21 protein-coding genes are annotated in these 19,782 nt (G+C 49.3%); 6 read left to right on the forward strand and 15 right to left on the reverse strand.

The features are described 5' to 3' along the window. Nucleotides 1-7: 7 nt before the first annotated feature. Nucleotides 8-1,066, reverse strand: coding sequence for a [citrate (pro-3S)-lyase] ligase (citC, locus tag HUZ68_RS06510; RefSeq protein ID WP_000467705.1), 1,059 nt, complete (start codon nt 1,064-1,066; stop codon nt 8-10). Nucleotides 1,067-1,445: 379 nt separating this feature from the next. Between citC and dpiB the strand changes: the two genes are divergently transcribed. Further along, entirely contained in the window at nt 1,446-3,104 is a 1,659-nt protein-coding gene (gene dpiB / locus HUZ68_RS06515) for a sensor histidine kinase DpiB (protein ID WP_000939766.1), read from the forward strand. Then, nucleotides 3,073-3,753, forward strand: a complete 681-nt coding sequence (gene dpiA / locus HUZ68_RS06520) for a two-component response regulator DpiA (protein ID WP_000126500.1) — start codon at nt 3,073-3,075, stop codon at nt 3,751-3,753. The genes dpiB and dpiA overlap by 32 nt, the downstream gene beginning before the upstream one ends. Before the next feature lie 39 nt (nt 3,754-3,792). On the opposite strand, the gene dcuC is transcribed toward dpiA, so the two are convergent. Further along, a complete protein-coding gene (gene dcuC, locus HUZ68_RS06525) occupies nt 3,793-5,178 on the reverse strand; it encodes an anaerobic C4-dicarboxylate transporter DcuC (protein ID WP_000955063.1) in 1,386 nt (461 codons plus the stop codon). Nucleotides 5,179-5,763: 585 nt separating this feature from the next. Between dcuC and pagP the strand changes: the two genes are divergently transcribed. Both pagP and cspE read left to right on the forward strand, forming a co-directional pair. Then, nucleotides 5,764-6,324 (forward strand): lipid IV(A) palmitoyltransferase PagP, encoded by a 561-nt coding sequence (pagP, locus tag HUZ68_RS06530; protein WP_001307667.1) that lies wholly within the window; start codon nt 5,764-5,766, stop codon nt 6,322-6,324. A 174-nt stretch (nt 6,325-6,498) separates the two neighbouring features. Continuing rightward, nucleotides 6,499-6,708 (forward strand): transcription antiterminator/RNA stability regulator CspE, encoded by a 210-nt coding sequence (gene cspE / locus HUZ68_RS06535; protein WP_000034825.1) that lies wholly within the window; start codon nt 6,499-6,501, stop codon nt 6,706-6,708. A gap of 53 nt (nt 6,709-6,761) precedes the next feature. On the opposite strand, the gene crcB is transcribed toward cspE, so the two are convergent. After that, nucleotides 6,762-7,145 (reverse strand): fluoride efflux transporter CrcB, encoded by a 384-nt coding sequence (gene crcB / locus HUZ68_RS06540; RefSeq protein WP_000939738.1) that lies wholly within the window; start codon nt 7,143-7,145, stop codon nt 6,762-6,764. A 92-nt stretch (nt 7,146-7,237) separates the two neighbouring features. Here crcB and HUZ68_RS06545 point away from each other — a divergent pair, with 92 nt between their 5' ends. Then, nucleotides 7,238-8,026: a deaminated glutathione amidase gene (locus HUZ68_RS06545; protein ID WP_033815513.1), complete on the forward strand. Its 789-nt coding sequence runs from the start codon at nt 7,238-7,240 to the stop codon at nt 8,024-8,026. A 128-nt stretch (nt 8,027-8,154) separates the two neighbouring features. Continuing rightward, nucleotides 8,155-8,358, forward strand: coding sequence for a twin-arginine translocase subunit TatE (tatE, locus tag HUZ68_RS06550; RefSeq protein WP_000503931.1), 204 nt, complete (start codon nt 8,155-8,157; stop codon nt 8,356-8,358). Between the two features lie 100 nt (nt 8,359-8,458). On the opposite strand, the gene lipA is transcribed toward tatE, so the two are convergent. From lipA to nadD, 12 genes are all read right to left on the reverse strand, one after another. After that, nucleotides 8,459-9,424, reverse strand: coding sequence for a lipoyl synthase (gene lipA / locus HUZ68_RS06555; RefSeq protein WP_239594077.1), 966 nt, complete (start codon nt 9,422-9,424; stop codon nt 8,459-8,461). 208 nt (nt 9,425-9,632) lie between these two features. After that, nucleotides 9,633-10,586: a YbeF family transcriptional regulator gene (locus HUZ68_RS06560; RefSeq protein ID WP_072686667.1), complete on the reverse strand. Its 954-nt coding sequence runs from the start codon at nt 10,584-10,586 to the stop codon at nt 9,633-9,635. Nucleotides 10,587-10,845: 259 nt separating this feature from the next. Then, the gene (gene lipB, locus HUZ68_RS06565) at nt 10,846-11,487 is read right to left on the reverse strand and encodes a lipoyl(octanoyl) transferase LipB (protein WP_000284027.1); all 642 of its coding nucleotides are present in this window, start codon (nt 11,485-11,487) and stop codon (nt 10,846-10,848) included. Between the two features lie 100 nt (nt 11,488-11,587). Continuing rightward, nucleotides 11,588-11,851 carry a DUF493 family protein YbeD gene (gene ybeD / locus HUZ68_RS06570; RefSeq protein ID WP_000850550.1) on the reverse strand — a complete coding sequence of 88 codons (264 nt, stop codon included), beginning with the start codon at nt 11,849-11,851 and terminating at the stop codon, nt 11,588-11,590. Nucleotides 11,852-11,960: 109 nt separating this feature from the next. After that, nucleotides 11,961-13,172, reverse strand: a complete 1,212-nt coding sequence (gene dacA / locus HUZ68_RS06575; RefSeq protein WP_001092082.1) for a D-alanyl-D-alanine carboxypeptidase DacA — start codon at nt 13,170-13,172, stop codon at nt 11,961-11,963. 139 nt (nt 13,173-13,311) lie between these two features. Further along, nucleotides 13,312-14,400: an endolytic peptidoglycan transglycosylase RlpA gene (gene rlpA, locus HUZ68_RS06580; protein WP_072686668.1), complete on the reverse strand. Its 1,089-nt coding sequence runs from the start codon at nt 14,398-14,400 to the stop codon at nt 13,312-13,314. Nucleotides 14,401-14,410: 10 nt separating this feature from the next. Then, complete coding sequence (gene mrdB, locus HUZ68_RS06585; RefSeq protein WP_000131719.1) at nt 14,411-15,523, reverse strand: peptidoglycan glycosyltransferase MrdB; 1,113 nt, start codon at nt 15,521-15,523, stop codon at nt 14,411-14,413. A gap of 2 nt (nt 15,524-15,525) precedes the next feature. Beyond that, nucleotides 15,526-17,427, reverse strand: a complete 1,902-nt coding sequence (gene mrdA, locus HUZ68_RS06590) for a peptidoglycan DD-transpeptidase MrdA (RefSeq protein ID WP_000776191.1) — start codon at nt 17,425-17,427, stop codon at nt 15,526-15,528. A 30-nt stretch (nt 17,428-17,457) separates the two neighbouring features. Then, nucleotides 17,458-17,925, reverse strand: a complete 468-nt coding sequence (gene rlmH / locus HUZ68_RS06595) for a 23S rRNA (pseudouridine(1915)-N(3))-methyltransferase RlmH (RefSeq protein WP_000776104.1) — start codon at nt 17,923-17,925, stop codon at nt 17,458-17,460. Between the two features lie 3 nt (nt 17,926-17,928). Then, the gene (rsfS, locus tag HUZ68_RS06600; protein WP_001161664.1) at nt 17,929-18,246 is read right to left on the reverse strand and encodes a ribosome silencing factor; all 318 of its coding nucleotides are present in this window, start codon (nt 18,244-18,246) and stop codon (nt 17,929-17,931) included. A 259-nt stretch (nt 18,247-18,505) separates the two neighbouring features. Further along, nucleotides 18,506-19,117 (reverse strand): adenosylcobalamin/alpha-ribazole phosphatase, encoded by a 612-nt coding sequence (locus tag HUZ68_RS06605; RefSeq protein ID WP_239594230.1) that lies wholly within the window; start codon nt 19,115-19,117, stop codon nt 18,506-18,508. 23 nt (nt 19,118-19,140) lie between these two features. Next, nucleotides 19,141-19,782, reverse strand: coding sequence for a nicotinate-nucleotide adenylyltransferase (nadD, locus tag HUZ68_RS06610; protein WP_000838889.1), 642 nt, complete (start codon nt 19,780-19,782; stop codon nt 19,141-19,143).

Genomic DNA, 19,782 nt, shown 5'->3' on the forward strand with positions numbered 1-19,782 from the left:
CTGTTTCTCATGCGGGGGTCTTTTGACGAGCTGCCGCGTCCTGGCGGGAGTGCTCAAGCAGGTTCTGCAAATAATGCAGCGTGACTGCAGGGACCAGCGGCGCGATAGCCGTGAGATCGTTTTTCGCCAGCAGTTGACGTACCCGGGAAGCGGATATCGGCATCTCCTGGTAACGCAGCCGCTCAATTTCAACCAGTTCGATGGGCGGTGCGGAGATAGTCGGCGTTTCCAGCCAGTAGCGCATATCCTGGTTGTACTGGGCGGTAACGCGACAAAAGGGTTCAGTACCGACAAAGCGGTGAGTTACACCCAGCGCGGGAGCGAGGTACTGACGGAAAATCTTCAAATCAATTTCGGTGTAACAATGGTTAATGACGCTCTGTTCTTTAATGAAGTAGCAAGGGAACGTAGCGCGGGAGATGATGTATTCGGAGCCGCGATGCACAGTCAGGCGTGGAATATCGGCGGTGCCTTTTAACACCAGATCCAGCCGGTCTTCATAGGGGAAGCGTGAAGAATCTTCTTTGACTAAAAACAGATGCAACCAGTCGCACTGTGCCGCAGCTTGTTGAATCAGATAACGGTGACCATTCGTAAAGGGATTGGCGTTCATCACAATGCAGCCAATCTTGTTCCCGGGATGACGAAATTTTTTCAGCGATTCGGCATAGCGTTTCAATCGCGTGGCGCTGTTTTCCATCAGCACCATCACGCCTGGTACGCTGGTCAACGTGGAAAAACCGCACTGGCGGAACAGCGCCTCGTATTCGGTTTTGGTATAAATAAACAGATGCGTGCTGTGCCGCTCATAGGCGAGGTTTATCAGTTCAGTGGCTAATGTCAGCGCCAGTCCTTCACCGCGAACGGATTCACTGATAGCAACGCATTTAATAATATTTCCGGCAATTCCACCGCACGCGATAAGCTTTTCATCGCGGGTTACGGTAATAAATACTTCGACTGTGGTGTCAACGCTCAAATCATTTTCATGCAGGAATTGGGCGATTTCCGCCATTTTTTTATTTTCTGAACGTTTTACGCGGGTGAAAATATCATTGCCGAACATAATAAATAGTATCCTGAAGGTACATGTTGTTATCGATTTGCAACGAATGTTGTTCAATGTTGCAAACTGATAACCTTTTATTTTCACTTGGGAGAAAGGGGGGTGATCGAGGTATATCTTTTTCTCCTTTCGCTATACATCCTAAGGAGTATTTTGGCGTGAAATTTTGATTTATTTCACATAGAGTTAGTGGTTTTTTATTTATTTAATGGTTTTAAGTTTTTTAATTAATGTAATTACGAAATGACTCGCAGGTTTAATTGATTTAATTGATTTAATGAATAAAATTTGCCACGATCATAATTAATATCTATGTATTTTGATTCAACATTTTAATTACATCCGTCAAAGAGGCTCGGGACAACCCGCAAGGAAAACAATGTTGCAGCTTAACGAGAATAAACAGTTTGCATTTTTCCAAAGACTGGCATTTCCGCTGCGTATCTTTTTGCTGATTCTGGTGTTCTCAATATTTGTCATTGCAGCCCTGGCGCAATATTTTACGGCCAGTTTTGAGGACTATTTAACGCTTCATGTACGCGACATGGCAATGAATCAGGCGAAAATTATTGCCTCCAATGACAGTGTCATCTCTGCGGTGAAAACGCGTGACTACAAACGGCTGGCGACCATCGCTAACAAATTACAAAGAGATACCGATTTTGATTATGTGGTGATTGGCGACCGGCACTCGATCCGCCTTTACCATCCTAATCCGGAGAAAATTGGTTATCCTATGCAGTTCACCAAACAGGGCGCGCTGGAGAAAGGGGAGAGCTACTTCATTACCGGGAAAGGGTCAATGGGTATGGCGATGCGCGCCAAAACGCCAATCTTTGATGACGATGGAAAAGTCATCGGCGTGGTGTCGATTGGCTACCTGGTGAGTAAAATCGATAGCTGGCGGGCTGAGTTTTTATTACCGATGGCAGGTGTGTTTGTCGTGCTGTTAGGGATTCTGATGTTGCTGTCGTGGTTCCTGGCCGCGCATATCCGTCGGCAGATGATGGGCATGGAGCCAAAGCAAATCGCACGCGTGGTCCGTCAGCAAGAGGCGCTGTTTAGTTCGGTTTATGAAGGGCTGATTGCGGTGGATCCGCACGGTTACATTACCGCCATCAATCGTAACGCAAGAAAGATGCTGGGGCTGAGTTCCCCCGGACGGCAATGGTTGGGTAAACCCATTGCTGAAGTGGTCAGGCCCGCCGATTTCTTTACCGAACAGATTGATGAAAAACGTCAGGATGTGGTAGCTAACTTTAACGGTCTGAGCGTTATTGCCAATCGGGAAGCTATTCGTTCAGGTGATGATTTGCTGGGGGCCATTATCAGCTTTCGTAGTAAAGACGAAATTTCCACCCTCAATGCGCAACTGACGCAAATAAAACAATACGTCGAGAGCCTCCGTACATTGCGACACGAGCATCTCAATTGGATGTCGACGCTCAATGGTCTGTTGCAGATGAAAGAGTATGATCGCGTGCTGGCGATGGTGCAGGGGGAGTCTCAGGCCCAGCAACAGCTTATTGACAGTCTGCGCGAGGCGTTTGCCGATCGCCAGGTGGCGGGGCTGCTTTTTGGTAAAGTGCAGCGCGCCCGCGAACTGGGGCTAAAAATGATCATCGTCCCCGGTAGCCAGCTTTCGCAACTGCCGCCAGGACTGGATAGCACCGAGTTTGCCGCCATTGTTGGCAATTTACTTGATAACGCCTTCGAAGCCAGCCTGCGTAGCGATGAAGGAAACAAGATCGTTGAATTATTCCTCAGCGATGAAGGCGATGATGTGGTGATTGAAGTCGCCGATCAGGGCTGCGGCGTTCCAGAGTCTCTACGAGACAAAATATTTGAGCAGGGGGTCAGTACGCGTGCTGACGAGCCCGGTGAACATGGCATTGGGTTGTACTTGATTGCCAGCTACGTAACGCGCTGCGGTGGTGTTATCACTCTCGAAGATAATGATCCCTGCGGTACCTTATTTTCAATCTATATTCCGAAAGTGAAACCTAATGACAGCTCCATTAACCCTATTGATCGTTGAGGACGAAACGCCGCTGGCAGAGATGCATGCGGAATATATTCGTCACATTCCCGGATTCAGTCAGATATTACTGGCGGGAAACCTGGCGCAGGCCCGAATGATGATCGAGCGTTTTAAGCCGGGGCTAATCTTGCTCGATAACTATCTTCCTGACGGTAGAGGGATTAATTTACTGCATGAACTGGTGCAGGCGCATTATCCCGGCGACGTGGTGTTTACTACTGCAGCCAGCGATATGGAAACGGTGTCTGAAGCCGTACGTTGTGGTGTATTTGATTATCTCATTAAGCCCATTGCCTATGAACGGCTGGGGCAAACGCTAACCCGTTTCCGCCAGCGTAAACATATGCTGGAAAGTATTGATAGCGCCAGCCAGAAGCAAATTGATGAGATGTTTAATGCCTATGCTCGCGGTGAACCCAAAGACGAACTGCCGACCGGCATTGACCCCTTGACGCTAAACGCGGTGCGAAAATTGTTCAAAGAGCCTGGTGTGCAACATACGGCAGAAACGGTGGCGCAGGCACTGACCATCAGCCGCACCACTGCCAGGCGTTATCTTGAATATTGCGCCAGCCGCCATCTGATTATTGCTGAAATTGTTCACGGCAAAGTTGGCAGACCGCAACGCATATACCACAGTGGGTGACATGATAAAGCCGGAGGAAACTGCCTCCGGCATGACTATTTACTTGCCTGTGACCGCTGCTGCCGTTCCTGGCACCATCAGCTCTGTAGCAACGATAACAATCACCAGCCCAACAAGCACCGGCACCGAGGTGCGTTTTACGACTTCAAATGGTGAGATTTTCGCCATCCCGGCAACCGCAACGACTACGCCAGAAACGGGTGACAGGGTACGACCGAGGTTTGACGCCTGCAGCATCGGGATAGTCAAATACGCCGGGTTAATGCCGGAAGAGTGCGCCAGTTTCGGGATCATCTCAACAAACGCATAAAACGGCGCATTGCCTGAACCGGTCGTGACTGCCGCCAGCATTGTCAGAATCACCAATACCAGCATCAGGATGATACTCGCCGAACCAAACGAGGTAGCGATAGAAATCAGACTTTGAATAAAGCCGATGGTGCTAAGCCCCTGAGCGAATACCCCAGCGGCAACCAGCAGCATCACCACGTTAGCAAACGCATCTGCCATCCCGCGATAAGCCACTTCCAGACCAGAGAAAACTTTCTGGGTATTAAAGCTGCGGAGGAACTCCAGAATGGAGGCAATCAGCATACAAATCACCAGAATAGTGATGATGTGTAATTGCGGACCCCATTTACCGTCAAAAATCAGTACACCGATGATCGGCGTGAACGGCAAAATGGCATAAAACGCAGGAGCAGTGGTGGTGATTTCACTGACATCTAACATTTCATGAGAGATGTGCTCTTTTTTATCCAGATAACGTTGCCAGAAGAAGTGGGCGATCGCCATGCCGATAATTGCAGCAATTGAGATAGGCAGCGTCGTTTTGAAGGCGAAGTCAATCAGCGACATTTCGGAAGCTTGCGCCGCCAGCACCACATCCCCTGAAGTCGGTGCGAGAATAATCGCCGCCGGGGAGGCACAAATGGCAGCTGCTGCCCCACGACTGATACCAACGTTTACCATCACCGGAAACAGGGTTGCCATCAGCAAAACACCCAGACCGGTTGCGGAAGAGACGGCCAGTGACATCAGACAGGCAACAAAATAGGCGGCAATCATCAGCAGGTAGGGGGAGTTAATATACTGCAATGGTTTTGACGCCAGCTTGACCACCATATCATTCGCGCCGATATGGGTCATGTAAGCGGCAAAGCCACACAGCATCATAATCATCATGCCGAGGTCGCCGCCGCGGCTCATTAGCAATATTTTAACGTATTCAACGATATCCGTGGCGCTGTAGCCTGTTGAAGCCTGGCTGGACGGTAACACTTTGTGCCCCATAATGGCACTAATAATCAGCAATAACAGGCCACCGACAAATAACACGCCAGTGGCGGAATACCCTTTAATGATGTAGCGAGCTACACCCACAATAACCACAACCCCAATAAGGAGTTCAATGAATGTCAGCATAATTTTTCCTGTCTCCAGGCCCCAAAGTAAATAATAAAAAAATCCTAAAGCTTAAGGAAAAAATATGCCCAATAAATTGGCGGTGAATGCTGATTAAAATCAAGAAAAACTGCCATTAAGACATTGAAGTTGCTGTTTTTATACGTAGATAACAAAACGCATATTTAGCGGTTGGCAATTATCACATAATAATGTGTGTAAATTGATGGAGGATTGATGCAAATTTGTTAATAGCAATGGTGTTAGCTACGGTTGTGTGCTTAAAAAATAATCTGTAATGGGCGTGGGTTGACGATATATAATATATTCTTCGTTAAGAAGATTGTTGTATCTCATTAAAAAATAAATAAATATTTCCTTGATTGCATTTTGTCATCAAAAAAGACTTGGTTTTTTTTTGACTATTCCCATCGAAGAAAACGACGCATCATCTTTAATCGATGCGCGGAAATATTTAACTTAAACAAGCGGAAATAAATAGAGCAGCTATTCAGATTATTCTTTATGTTGGGGCTATTAAGGTTATGTTAATTGTAGCTTTGCTATGCTAGTAGTAGATTTTTGATAAATGTTTTATGGTCACAAATGAACGTGAGTAAATATGTCGCTATCTTTTCCTTTGTTTTTATTCAGTTAATCAGCGTTGGTAAAGCTTTTGCTAACGCAGATGAGTGGATGACAACGTTTAGAGAAAATATTGCACAAACCTGGCAACAGCCTGAACATTATGATTTATATATTCCTGCCATCACCTGGCATGCACGTTTCGCTTACGACAAAGAAAAAACCGATCGCTATAACGAGCGACCGTGGGGTGGCGGTTTTGGCCTGTCGCGTTGGGATGAAAAAGGAAACTGGCATGGCCTGTATGCCATGGCATTTAAGGACTCGTGGAACAAATGGGAACCGATTGCCGGATACGGATGGGAAAGTACCTGGCGACCGCTGGCGGATGAAAATTTTCATTTAGGTCTGGGATTCACCGCTGGCGTAACGGCACGTGATAACTGGAATTACATCCCTCTCCCGGTTCTACTGCCATTGGCCTCCGTGGGTTATGGTCCAGTGACTTTTCAGATGACCTATATTCCGGGTACCTACAACAATGGCAATGTGTACTTTGCCTGGATGCGCTTTCAGTTTTGAGACAAATGAAGTTTTAGTAACTTCTTTAAAATCAATAACTAAAATAAGTAACATCAAAAATAACGCGACTTTTATCACTTTTTAGTAAAGTTGCACTGGACAAAGCGTACCACAATTGGTGTACTGGTAACCGACACAGCATTTGTGTCTATTTTTCATGTAAAGGTAATTTTGATGTCTAAGATTAAAGGTAACGTTAAGTGGTTTAATGAGTCCAAAGGATTCGGTTTCATTACTCCGGAAGACGGCAGCAAAGACGTGTTCGTACACTTCTCTGCAATCCAGACTAATGGTTTTAAAACTCTTGCTGAAGGTCAGCGCGTAGAGTTCGAAATCACTAACGGTGCCAAAGGCCCTTCTGCTGCAAACGTAATCGCTCTGTAAGATACGTCAGCAAGAATTCAAAACCCGCTTAATCAGCGGGTTTTTTTTGGTCTTTAGTGTGCGGTTGAGGCCGAAAACAGCCAGAAAGCCAGTGCGGTCATGGCAAAAGACCCCAGAAGGTTGACGAAAACGTTCAGTAACGCCCAGCCAAAGCGGCCCTCTTGTAACAAAAACACCACTTCTGCCGAAAATGTTGAGAAGGTTGTAAGACCGCCACAAAATCCGGTGGTGATTAATACTTTCCACACTGGATCAATGTTCGTCATCCTGCTGAACCAGGCGAATCCCATTCCTATGATGAATGCCCCAATCAGGTTTGCTGCCAGCGTCCCCAACGGAATCGCCTGATGCAGCGGGTTAAATCGCATACTTAACAGCCATCTCGCCACGCTTCCTGTACCACCGCCAATAAAAACTGCTAAAAGAAGTTGTAACACTGCAAAATCCTGCTATTTGATTTGTATGAGTGATAAGTGTAACGCCGAATAATCGTCGTTGGCGAATTTTACGACTCTGACAGGAGGTGGCAATGCTGGTTGCTGCAGGACAGTTTGCTGTTACATCTGTGTGGGAAAAGAACGCTGAGATTTGTGCCTCGTTGATGGCGCAGGCGGCGGAAAACGACGTATCGCTGTTTGTCCTGCCGGAAGCATTGCTGGCACGCGATGATCATGATGCAGATCTATCGGTTAAATCAGCACAGCTGCTGGAAGGCGAATTCCTCGGACGTTTACGGCGAGAAAGTAAACGTAACATGATGACGACAATTCTGACGATTCATGTTCCTTCAACGCCGGGGCGCGCATGGAATATGCTGGTGGCGCTACAGGCAGGAAACATCGTCGCCCGTTATGCCAAACTGCATCTCTATGATGCATTTGCCATTCAGGAATCACGCCATGTTGATGCTGGTAATGAAATCGCTCCGTTACTGGAGGTGGAAGGGATGAAGGTCGGTCTGATGATCTGTTATGACTTACGCTTTCCAGAGCTGGCGTTGGCACAGGCATTACAGGGAGCTGAAATCCTGGTACTTCCTGCCGCCTGGGTTCGCGGGCCGCTCAAAGAGCATCACTGGTCAACGTTGCTTGCCGCTCGTGCGCTGGATACCACCTGTTATATGGTGGCGGCGGGGGAGTGCGGGAACAAAAATATCGGGCAAAGCCGGATTATAGATCCCTTTGGCGTCACCATTGCGGCAGCGTCAGAAATGCCTGCACTCATTATGGCGGAAGTGACGCCCGAACGTGTGCGTCAGGTGCGCGCGCAACTGCCCGTCTTAAACAACCGTCGCTTTGCGCCGCCGCAATTATTATGATGTTTTTTTACTCGGCGCTTGATTCACCTTGTTACAGATTGCTATTGTGTGCGCGCGTCGAATGACCGTTAATATTCTCTGGTTTTTAAGGCGCGTTCTGTTGCCGGTTATATGTCAAGAAGGTATCTATGGGTGAGATTAGTATTACCAAACTGCTGGTAGTTGCGGCGCTGGTCGTTCTGCTGTTTGGGACTAAGAAGTTACGTACGCTGGGCGGAGACCTTGGAGCGGCCATTAAAGGGTTCAAGAAGGCGATGAATGATGACGATGCTGCGGCGAAAAAAGGCGCAGACGTTGATCTTCAGGCTGAAAAGCTCTCTCATAAAGAGTGACGTGGCGAGCAGGACGCTCCCTCAATATCTTGTTCGATACAAAAAACCCGCTTCAAAAAGCGGGTTTTTTATCAGACAGATGTAAGTAATTATTACAGGATTACTTAACTTCCATCCCTTTCGCCTGCAAATCGGCGTGGTAAGAAGAGCGGACAAACGGACCGCATGCAGCATGGGTAAAGCCCATCGCCAGCGCTTCGGCTTTCATTTCGTCGAACTCATCCGGGCTAACGTAACGTTGAACCGGCAGGTGATGGCGGCTTGGCTGCAAATATTGCCCCAGCGTTAACATCGTCACACCATGACGGCGCAGGTCGCGCATTACCTCAATAATTTCTTCATTGGTTTCACCCAGTCCCACCATCAGACCAGACTTGGTCGGGATTTCCGGATGTGCTTCTTTAAAGCGTTCCAGCAGCTTCAGCGACCAGTTGTAATCTGCACCAGGCCGTACCTGACGGTAAATACGCGGTACGTTTTCCAGGTTATGGTTGAACACATCTGGTGGCGTTGCAGTCAGAATATCAAGAGCACGATCCATACGACCGCGGAAATCCGGCACCAGAGTTTCAATTTTGATTTGCGGGCTTTTTTCCCGAATGGCAGTAATGCAATCCGCAAAGTGCTGGGCACCGCCATCGCGCAGGTCATCACGGTCAACGGAGGTGATAACCACATAACGCAGCGCCATATCGGCAATGGTCTGCGCCACTTTCACTGGCTCATTGGCATCAGGAGCTACCGGCCGACCGTGGGCAACGTCACAGAACGGACAACGGCGGGTACAAATAGCGCCGAGGATCATAAACGTTGCTGTGCCGTGGTTGAAGCATTCCGCCAGGTTAGGGCAGGAGGCTTCCTCGCAGACAGAATGCAGGCCATTTTTGCGCATTGCGGCTTTGATGCCCTGGATACGTGTAGAGTCCGCTGGAAGCTTGATTTTCATCCATTCCGGCTTGCGCAGCAGGGCTTCGCGCTCTGTTGCCAGGTTTTTAACCGGGATAAGGGCCATCTTATCGGCATCGCGGTATTTAACACCGCGTTCCATCACAATGGGTTTACTCATAGCGTGCGTGTTCCAGTTGCGAATTACGAAGGAAAGCGTTTCAATTCAATAGATTGTTGTAATTATCAACTATTTTTGAATTAACGACTGGCAGTATATCATTGAAACGGACCTGAAAGCAGCCAAAGCGGTCGCGAAAATGTAAAATTGTTGTTGGATTGTGCCATTTTATCGTTCTGCGCTGTGATCTGGCTGTAACAATACTTTTTCAAAATGCATTACGGATAACATCTATTACTCCGTGCAGGATGGGATCACGCAGGCTGAATTTGTTGTAGTGGATAGAGAAATCTATTTGCTCCTCATTTAAGGACGGAAAAGGCAGTTTTTCCAGCGGCCAGCAACGGCTAAACAGGTTATAAAAACGGCTGGGAATAATCGCTAACATGTCACTGTTGGCAACCAGTGCAGCGATTGTCAAAATATTGTAGCTGGTGAAGCTGATTTGCCGGTCCGGAAATATCTCTTGAACTCTCTGCCGCAGACCGCTGAAATTTTGCCCTTCTGGTAACAGGAGTACATGCGCAGCGTTGTCGATAGTCTCTCTGTCATCTTCTAAAGAGAGTAGTGGATTTCCCTCGCGGCAAATTAACACCATATTGTCGGTGAACAGAACATGATGTTGCACCGTACGATTGGTGCAAAACATGTTATCGATGATGAGATCGGTTTGAAACTGACTGAGTTGGTTTTCCGCGTCGCTGATGGGCGGGTTGCGCAGTAAAAGCTGCGGATAGTGAGTTTTAATCGCCCGATAAATGACAGGAAGGACCAGGGCTCCGACCGAGGGGGTGGTCGCAATAGTTATCGTTCGTTGCTTATCATAGCTTCCTTCGATATCCAGCGCGCCAAGAATGGACTCAAGGCCCTGACTGATATACTCATGTAGATGCATCGCAAATGCGGTAGGAGTGACACCCTGGCCTTTGCGAATAAACAATGGGTCAGGGAATATAACGCGCAGTTTCTGTATAGACTGACTGATTGCCGAGGGGGTCAGATTAAGCACTTTCGCTGCATTAACGATCCCTTTATGTACATATACAGCTTCAAAAATAGTCAGAAGATTAAGATCAATATTTCGTAAGGTTGTAAATATTTGTGGTTTACCTTCTGACGATTTTCTGCTTAAACAGGATTCAATTTGATTATTACTATCCACGCACTTACTCCAATTTTATTCATGGAAAAATAATATTTAAAAAAATTACAATAATCTTATGTCTAATTGGAACGGAACGCTTTTGCTCATCATAATCAACTATTTCAATAAGTTAATCAATGGGGTGAGTTACGGAGCAAGGCGTAGCATCGCATTTCTGCAAGTGATAAAGAAAATATACAAACGCGAAGGAGATGTAAAGCATTAGCAGGTGTTATGAGTAATGACCCAGTGTAAATTGGGCCATTGAGGTATGAAATTAAGCGGTAATATATTCGAAGTCAGGATTGTTTAGTAGCGCTAAAATATTTTCCAGTAAACGTGGTGCAATATTATTAGTCGTCGCTTCGGGTTTCCATTGTGATATTTTAGCCATTTCCATTCCGGCATACCCACAAGGATTAATACGTAAAAATGGTGAAAGATCCATATTGACGTTTAATGCCAGACCGTGGAATGAACAACCGCGTCGAATACGTAAACCCAGTGAGCAAATTTTCTTTTCCCCGACATAGACACCTGGCGCGTCAGCCCGAGGATGCGCTTCTATACCCAGTTCAGCCAGGGTATTCACCACTGTTTGCTCAAGCAAGGTCACCAGTTCACGCACACCGAGTTTACGGCGTTTCAGGTTAAGCAACACATACATCACCTGTTGCCCCGGCCCGTGATAAGTCACCTGTCCACCGCGATCGCTCTGGATCACCGGAATATCACCCGGCATTAAAATGTGCTCCGCTTTTCCTGCCTGCCCTTGGGTGAATACCGGATAGTGCTCGACCAGCCAGATTTCATCAAGGGTACTATCATCGCGGGTATCGGTGAATTCATGCATAGCCTGGGAGATTGGCTCGTAAGGCTGAAGACCGAGCTGGCGGACAAGGATTTTATCCTGATACAAAACGGCATCTCCGTGGAGAATGAGTAAAAGTGGGGGAAAAGTATATCACAGCGAGGAGGGGGGAGTTACCCGACCAGGAGCCGGGTAACGGAGAAGCGAGTTACAGAACCATGCGGACAATATCGATTTTGCCCAGTTCTTCATACAGTGTTTCAACCTGCTCGATATGAGTGGCGTTGATAGTGATAGATACCGAGTGGTAGTTGCCTTTGCTGCTTGGTTTTACCGTTGGGGTGTAGTCACCTGGCGCATGGCGCTGTACCACTTCAACCACCTGATCAACCAGCTCAGGTAACGCCTGCCCCATAACTTTGTAAGTAAAAGGAGTAGGGAATTCAAGCAGTTCGTTAAGTTTGGTTTTCATGTCAGCTCCGGCGTAACGTAATTAAATAGCAACTCCCGCCAGAAGGCGGGAGTTTTTTACTGATGCTTAGTATATGGGGACGGAAATCACACTTTCAAGTGATCAATTTTTAACCAAACCAGTGATGGAACATTAATTTAATGTAATCAATGATTTTGCCGAAGAAGTTACCTTCAGGGATTTCTTGCAACACAACCAACGGGCGTTGCTCGATCGTTTTGCCATCAAGCTGGAAGTTGATAGTTCCGACGACCTGATTCTTTTGCAGCGGCGCATGCAATTCACTGCTGTTCAGCACATAGCTGGCTTTCAGATCTTTCATGCGGCCACGCGGAATGGTCAGGTACACGTCTTTATCAACCCCTAACGAAGCGCGATCAGAATCACCAAACCAAACCGGTTCAGAGGCGAACTCTTTACCTACTTTCAGTGGGTTAACGGTTTCGAAGAAACGGAAGCCCCAGGTTAGCAGTTTTTTACTTTCGGCTTCACGGCCTTTAAAAGTACGTCCGCCCATCACCGCAGAAATCAAGCGCATCTGGCCTTCAGTCGCAGAAGCAACAAGGTTGTAACCTGCTTTGTCAGTGTGTCCGGTTTTGATGCCGTCGACATTCAGGCTGTTATCCCATAACAGGCCGTTACGGTTCAGCTGGCGAATACCGTTAAACGTAAATTCTTTTTCTTTATAGATCGAGTATTCATTCGGTACGTCACGGATCAACGCCTGGCCGATCAGCGCCATATCGCGCGCGGAGCTGTACTGACCATCAGCATCCAGACCATGTACCGTCTGGAAGTGGGTATTTTTCAGGCCCAGGGCGTTAACGTAGCTGTTCATCAAGCCAACAAAAGCGTCCTGGCTACCAGCGGCAAAATCGGCCATGGCGACACAAGCATCGTTACCCGATTGCAGGTTAATACCGCGGATCAGCTGAGAAACCGGAACCTGCATGCCCGGTTTGAGGAACATCAGCGAAGAACCTTTAAACACCGGGTTACCGGTAGCCCATGCGTCGTTGCCAATAGTGACTAAATCAGTTTCTTTAAATTTACCGGCTTTCATTGCCTGGCCGATAACGTAACTGGTCATCATTTTGGTCAGGCTGGCAGGATCGCGGCGGACATCTGCGTTCTGTTCGGCGAGCACTTTGCCGGAGTTATAGTCAATCAGGATGTAGGACTCCGCATCGATCTGCGGTACACCCGGGATCATAGTTTTGATATTCAGGTCATCGGCATGTGCAGCAGAGATAAAGGCTGTGCAAAGAGCCGTGGTGAGCGCCAGGCGCTTCATGATACGAGCGGAAAAAATGGTATTCATGGTCTGAACTACGACATCCGTGATGGAATTAAAAAAAGTGCCCTACTATAGCAAATGCACTACCGGCAGGCATCTGACTTTCCGCGTGACTTTGTTAACGTCATTTACAGAAATTGACACATCAGATGCCTGCTTTACGCTACTGCGCGGTGGTAATAAATGACTGTAATTGGGCTTCGGTTTGCAAACGTTGCTGCAAGGTACTGGCTTCGGCTTTGTTGGCGAATGGGCCAAGCTGGATCCGCCAGACCGCGCCATTTTGAGTTACGCGACCGGGGACGCCGAACTTCTGTCCCAGTTGCTGTTGGTACTGTTGCGCACGAGCCTGATCGCTTACGGCCCCGACCTGCACCATAAAGTTGCCGCTGGCGCTTTGCGAGGTGGCTTGCGGTGTCACCATTGCAGGCGAGGTTGCAGGCGTTGTCGACGGAGCTGTAACAACGGGCTGTGGAGCAGGCGTCGGTTCGCTGCCTTCCAGTACACCTGGCGCTAAGGTCGTTGGTGCGCCGAGGAAACCGCTGCTGGTTACCGGCGCGCCGGTCGGATCTTCGCTTTTTAGCGTCGAATTACTGACCGGAAGAATGTCACCCTGCGGGCCAGACACTGAACTTGTTCCTGCGCCGCCGCTTAAATCGGGAGGTGCAGGCAGGGCGTAAGTCTGTTTGGCGACTGTGGTACAAGCCATACCAGGACCAGAAAGCGAACCATCCTGGGCGACAATAATCGGATCGATACGAACTTTGGTGTTGTTTGACGTGTTAAGACGGTCAGCTGCCGCGCGAGAAAGTGAAATAACGCGGTCGTTGCCGTAAGGGCCGCGATCATTAATGCGCACCACGATCATTCGCCCGTTAGCCAGGTTAGTGATTCTGGCGTAGCTGGGGATCGGAAGCGTTGGATGGGCCGCCGTCAGCTGTGTCGGATCGAAAGCTTCGCCAGAGGCCGTCAGGTTACTGCCTGGTTCGGCATCATAGATTGCCGCCAGTCCCGCCTGGCTAAATCGAGACGGATCCTGCACGATTTTGTAGCTTTTACCGTCGCGCTGGTAATCCTGATTTGCCGTCGCGTTCAGTGGTTCGAAACGCGGGTCCGCCCCGCTAATTTCAACTATGGGGCCGTTACATACCGCAGGCTGCGGTACACTTACCGTCTGTTGCTGACCATCATCGCTTGTACATGCCGCGAGCATTCCTGCCGCGATGCAGATCCCGAGCCACTGCTTACGCATTGCGCACCTCTTACACGCTTTTCGACAACATTTTCCTGTGGGTGTGGATTGACATTACAATCCCGAACCCAGCCATCAGCACAATTAGCGCCGATCCTCCATAACTGACCAGTGGGAGCGGAACCCCTACAACCGGCAGAATACCGCTTACCATACCAATATTTACGAAGACATAAACGAATAATATCAGCATTAAGCCGCCAGCCATGACGCGACCAAAGGTGGTTTGCGCTCTGGCGGCTATCCACAGCCCGCGCATGATCAGCAGAATGTAGAGAGCGAGCAGAATCAAAATGCCCACTAATCCCAGCTCTTCCGCCAGTACCGCGAAGATAAAGTCGGTATGGCGTTCGGGGAGAAATTCAAGCTGTGACTGAGTGCCGTGCAGCCAGCCTTTGCCGCGTAATCCGCCGGAGCCAATAGCAATTTTAGACTGAATAATGTGATAGCCCGCGCCGAGTGGGTCTGATTCCGGGTCCAGGAGCATCATTACGCGCTGGCGCTGGTAATCATGCATCAGGAAGAACCACAGAATCGGAATGAACGCCGCTACCAGCACTACTGCGACGCCAATCAGACGCCAGCTAAGGCCAGAGAGGAACAGTACAAACAGACCGGAAAGCGCAACGAGGATTGATGTTCCCAGGTCAGGCTGTGCAGCCACCAGCAGCGTGGGCATAAATATCAGCACCAGCGCGATGCCAGTGTTCTTCAACGATGGCGGGCAAACGTCGCGGTTGATAAAGCGCGCAACCATCAGTGGTACGGCTATTTTGGCAATTTCCGACGGCTGAAAACGAACAATACCCAGGTCCAGCCAGCGTTGAGCGCCTTTAGAGATGGCACCGAAAGCATCTACCGCCACCAGCAAAATAATACAGATGATATAGAGATAGGGGGCCCAGCCTTCATAAACGCGTGGAGGAATTTGCGCCATCACCACCATGATGACCAGACCCATCGCGATTTGGCCGATTTTACGCTCCATCATGCCAATATCCTGACCGCTGGCGCTCCAGATAACCAGGGCGCTGTAAACCAGCAATGCCAGTAAAATCAGCAGCATTGTGGGATCGAGATGGACTTTATCCCAGAATGTTTTTTTATTCGGATTATCCGTCATGATTAATGGTCCTCCGCTGCGGCAACCGCTGGATTTTCCGCAGGCAGATCGGTGTTGTTATCACCCAGCATAATGTGGTCGAGGATCTGGCGCATCAGCGTACCAACCGCCGGACCCGCGCCGCCGTTTTCCAGAATCATGGCGACAGCCACTTGCGGATTGTTGTATGGCGCAAAGGCGGTCATCAGTTTGTGGTCACGTAAACGCTCGGCAATTTTGTGCGCATTATAGGTTTCGTTCGCTTTCAGACCGAAGACCTGAGCGGTACCAGATTTCGCCGCAATTTTGTACGGTGCGCTGGCAAAGTATTTATGCGCCGTACCGTTAGGGCGGTTAGCAACACCGTACATACCGTCTTTCGCCAGCTCCCAGTAACCGGAATGAATATCGCCAACGGGCGGTTCATGCGGTTGTACCCATGGCACCTGTTTGCCGTCTTCGGCGGTGCTCATCAGCAAATGCGGAACCTTCACGATACCGTCATTAATCAGGATCATCAGTGCCTTACTCATCTGGATTGGGGTCGCTGTCCAGTAACCCTGACCGATACCAACCGGAATGGTGTCACCCTGATACCACGGTTTTTTAAAGCGTTTCTGTTTCCATTCGCGGGTAGGCATGTTGCCGGAACGTTCTTCCGCCAGGTCGATACCGGTGTAATGACCATAACCGAATTTACCCATCCATTCGGAGAGGCGATCGATCCCCATATCGTAGGCCACCTGATAGAAGAAGGTATCCGCAGATTCTTCCAGCGATCTTGTGACATTCAGACGCCCGTGGCCCCATTTTTTCCAGTCACGATAACGTTTTTCCGAACCAGGCAGTTGCCACCAGCCTGGGTCAAACAGCGTCGTATTGCGCGTGATCACCCCGGCGCTCAATGCCGAAACCGCCACATAGGGTTTAACTGTAGACGCGGGAGGATAAACCCCCTGCGTGGCGCGGTTCACCAGCGGTGTATTCGGGTCGTTCAACAAGGCGGAATAATCTTTGCTGGAGATACCGTCAACAAACAAGTTTGGGTCATAACTAGGCGTGGAAACCAGCGCCAGCACCCCACCTGTACGCGGATCGGTGACTACCACAGCTGCGCGGCTACCCGCCAGCAGCGTTTCAATATATTGCTGGAGTTTGAGATCCAGCGTCAGGTAAATATCGTGTCCGGCTTGCGGTGGTACTTCTTTTAACTGGCGAATAACACGCCCACGGTTGTTAACTTCAACCTCTTCATAACCAGTCTGACCGTGCAGCACGTCTTCATAGTAACGCTCAATGCCCAGCTTACCGATATCATGCGTTGCCGCATAGTTGGCCAGTTTGCCGTCATTATTCAGGCGTTCGACGTCTTTATCGTTGATTTTCGACACATAGCCGATGACGTGGGTCAACGCCGAACCGTAAGGATAGTAACGACGTTTATAGCCTTTAACTTCGACGCCCGGAAAACGGTACTGATTGACGGCAAAGCGAGCTACTTGTACTTCGGTCAGGTTAGTTTTCACCGGAATGGAGGTGAAGCGGTGTGAACGTGCGCGCTCTTTTCGGAATGCAGCAATATCGTCATCGGTCAGATCAACCACGCTGCGCAAAGCGTCCAGCGTTTGCTGCACGTTATCGACTTTCTCCGGCATCATTTCTATCTGGTAGATAGTGCGGTTGAGGGCCAGAGGGATACCGTTACGGTCATAGATAATGCCGCGGCTGGGCGCGATAGGCACCAGCTTAATGCGGTTTTCATTAGAGCGGGTCTGGTAGTCGGTAAAGCGAACAATTTGCAGATTATACAGGTTGGCGATAAGCACGCCGGTCAGCAGCAAAATCCCCAAAAAGGCGACCAGCGCCCGGCGCACAAACAGCGCGGACTCTGCCGTATAGTCGCGAAAAGAGTTCTGTAGTTTCATCCGCTGCGTTTTCTACTCAAAGCTCCCTTATCACTCACGGTGATAAGGATGGTTGGTGGTGATGCTCCACGCCCGGTACAGACTCTCTGCGACCAGCACGCGAACCAGCGGATGGGGGAGGGTAAGCGCCGACAGCGACCAGCTCTGCTCCGCCGCCGCTTTACAGGCAGGCGACAACCCTTCAGGCCCGCCAATCAGTAGACTGACGTCGCGACCATCCAGCTTCCAGCGTTCCAGCTCAGCGGCTAACTGCGGCGTATCCCAGGGCTTGCCTGGAATATCGAGGGTGACAATGCGGTTTTTGCCTGCGGCCGCCAACATCTGCTCACCCTCTTTGTCGAGTATGCGCTTGATGTCCGCATTCTTGCCGCGTTTTCCGGCCGGAATTTCAATCAGCTCGAAGGGCATATCTTTCGGAAAACGACGCAGGTACTCGGTAAAACCGGTTTGTACCCAGTCCGGCATTTTCGTTCCCACGGCGACAAGTTGCAGCTTCACGCATTAACTCCAGAGTTTTTCCAGTTCATACAGGCGACGGCTCTCTTCCTGCATGACATGGACAATCACATCGCCCAAATCCACGACAATCCAGTCGGCGCTGTTTTCACCTTCTACGCCGAGCGGTAACAGGCCCGCTGCGCGAGACTCCTGCACAACGTGGTCAGCAATGGACATAACATGACGGCTGGACGTACCCGTACAGATGATCATGCAGTCAGTGATGCTGGATTTGCCCTGAACGTCTAAGGCGATGATGTCCTGACCTTTGAGGTCATCAATTTTGTCGATAACAAAATCCTGGAGTGCTTTACCCTGCAAGTTTTCCCCCTGGGTGAATCAAATAGATAAAAATGGTCTGTCAGTATACCTGAACCAGAGGCGATTTCGGGACAATTGTCGCCGAATCGGCTTTCGAAAGTGGGCTATCATCCCACCCCGCGCCGCAGATTGCATCGCCATTTTTGTAAAACAATTTCTACAAAGTCGTGTCTGGCGGAAAAAGTCTGGCTGCGGAGAATATCAGCCTGCCCGGGGCTGTCAATGGTCGTTGCGGCTTACCCGTAAAAAAACAGAAAAGTCATGCATTCTCGACCCCGATGGCACGGCTATTGAGGACGCGTAGCGTCGCGGATTTTTGGTTGATATCAATGGCGCTCCAACACCCCTGGTCAACGCGAAAATGCCACATAGACTCGGCAGGCATGCCAATTAAACGAGCAATTAACAGACTCAGTACGCCCTGATGGCTGACGATTAAAATATTCTGATAGTGCTGATATTCACTAAGCCTTGCGATAAAGCGTTCTACACGTTGCGAAAATGCCTGAAATCCTTCACCGTTCGTGGGGATAGCATGCTGCCAGTCATTGCACCACGCGCTATAGTTTTCGGCATCTTCTTGCATGAGGTCGCGATGATGTCGCATCTCCCAGTCGCCAAAAAATATTTCGTTGAGTTCAGGGATGATATGAACGGGGAGCTGGCGGTCACTGAGAACCAGTCGCGCGGTATGCTGTGCCCGTTCCAGTTCACTGCATAAAACCAGGTCAAAGGAAACATCATCTAGCAGTGTATGCAGATTTTGCGCTTGCTCAATACCGCGAGCGGTCAGGGGTGTGGGAGCATGACCGCTGTACAGACCATCGACATTTGCTTGCGTTTCACCATGACGAATTAACCACAGTCGCATCATGCCCTCCGTAACGACAGGTATCAGCGATACAAGCCTTGTTGGTTAATGTAAGTCAGTACCGGTTCCGGCAATAAATCCTCACACGATTCACCGTTTTGCAAACGTTCGCGGATGATGGTCGCCGAGATGTTAAACCATGGTGTTTCAGCCAGATAAATTTTACCGGCAGGCTGAAGGTGAAGATCTTCCGGGTTATGTGTCAAATGATCTTCCAGCCATTGCTGGTATTGCGGTTGCGCCATTTCAAGTGGGTAACCTGGACGCCGACAGACGATCAAATGTGCATTGTCGAGTATCGTTTCGTATTCGTACCAGGTCGGAAAGGTCAGCAATGAATCCTGACCAATAATAAACGCCAGCGGCACGTCCGGCCCTTGTTCCTGCCGCCACTCTTTCAGTGTTTGCGCAGTGTAAGAGGGGGCATTGCGCTTTAGCTCGCGTTCATCAAGAGTAAATAATGGCTTGTCGGCAATCGCCAGTTCAAGCATGTGTTTACGCTGTACGCTGTTCGCTTCCGGCTGGGGACGATGCGGAGGAACATTATTAGGGATGATTGTGACTCGCGTCAGACCAATCAAATTCGCCAGCGTTTCCACGGGTTTTAGATGACCATAGTGCACCGGATCAAAGGTGCCGCCAAACAGAGCCTGTAAAGATTTCAT

This window comes from Shigella dysenteriae (assembly GCF_022354085.1).
Taxonomy (GTDB): Bacteria; Pseudomonadota; Gammaproteobacteria; order Enterobacterales; family Enterobacteriaceae; genus Escherichia; species Escherichia coli.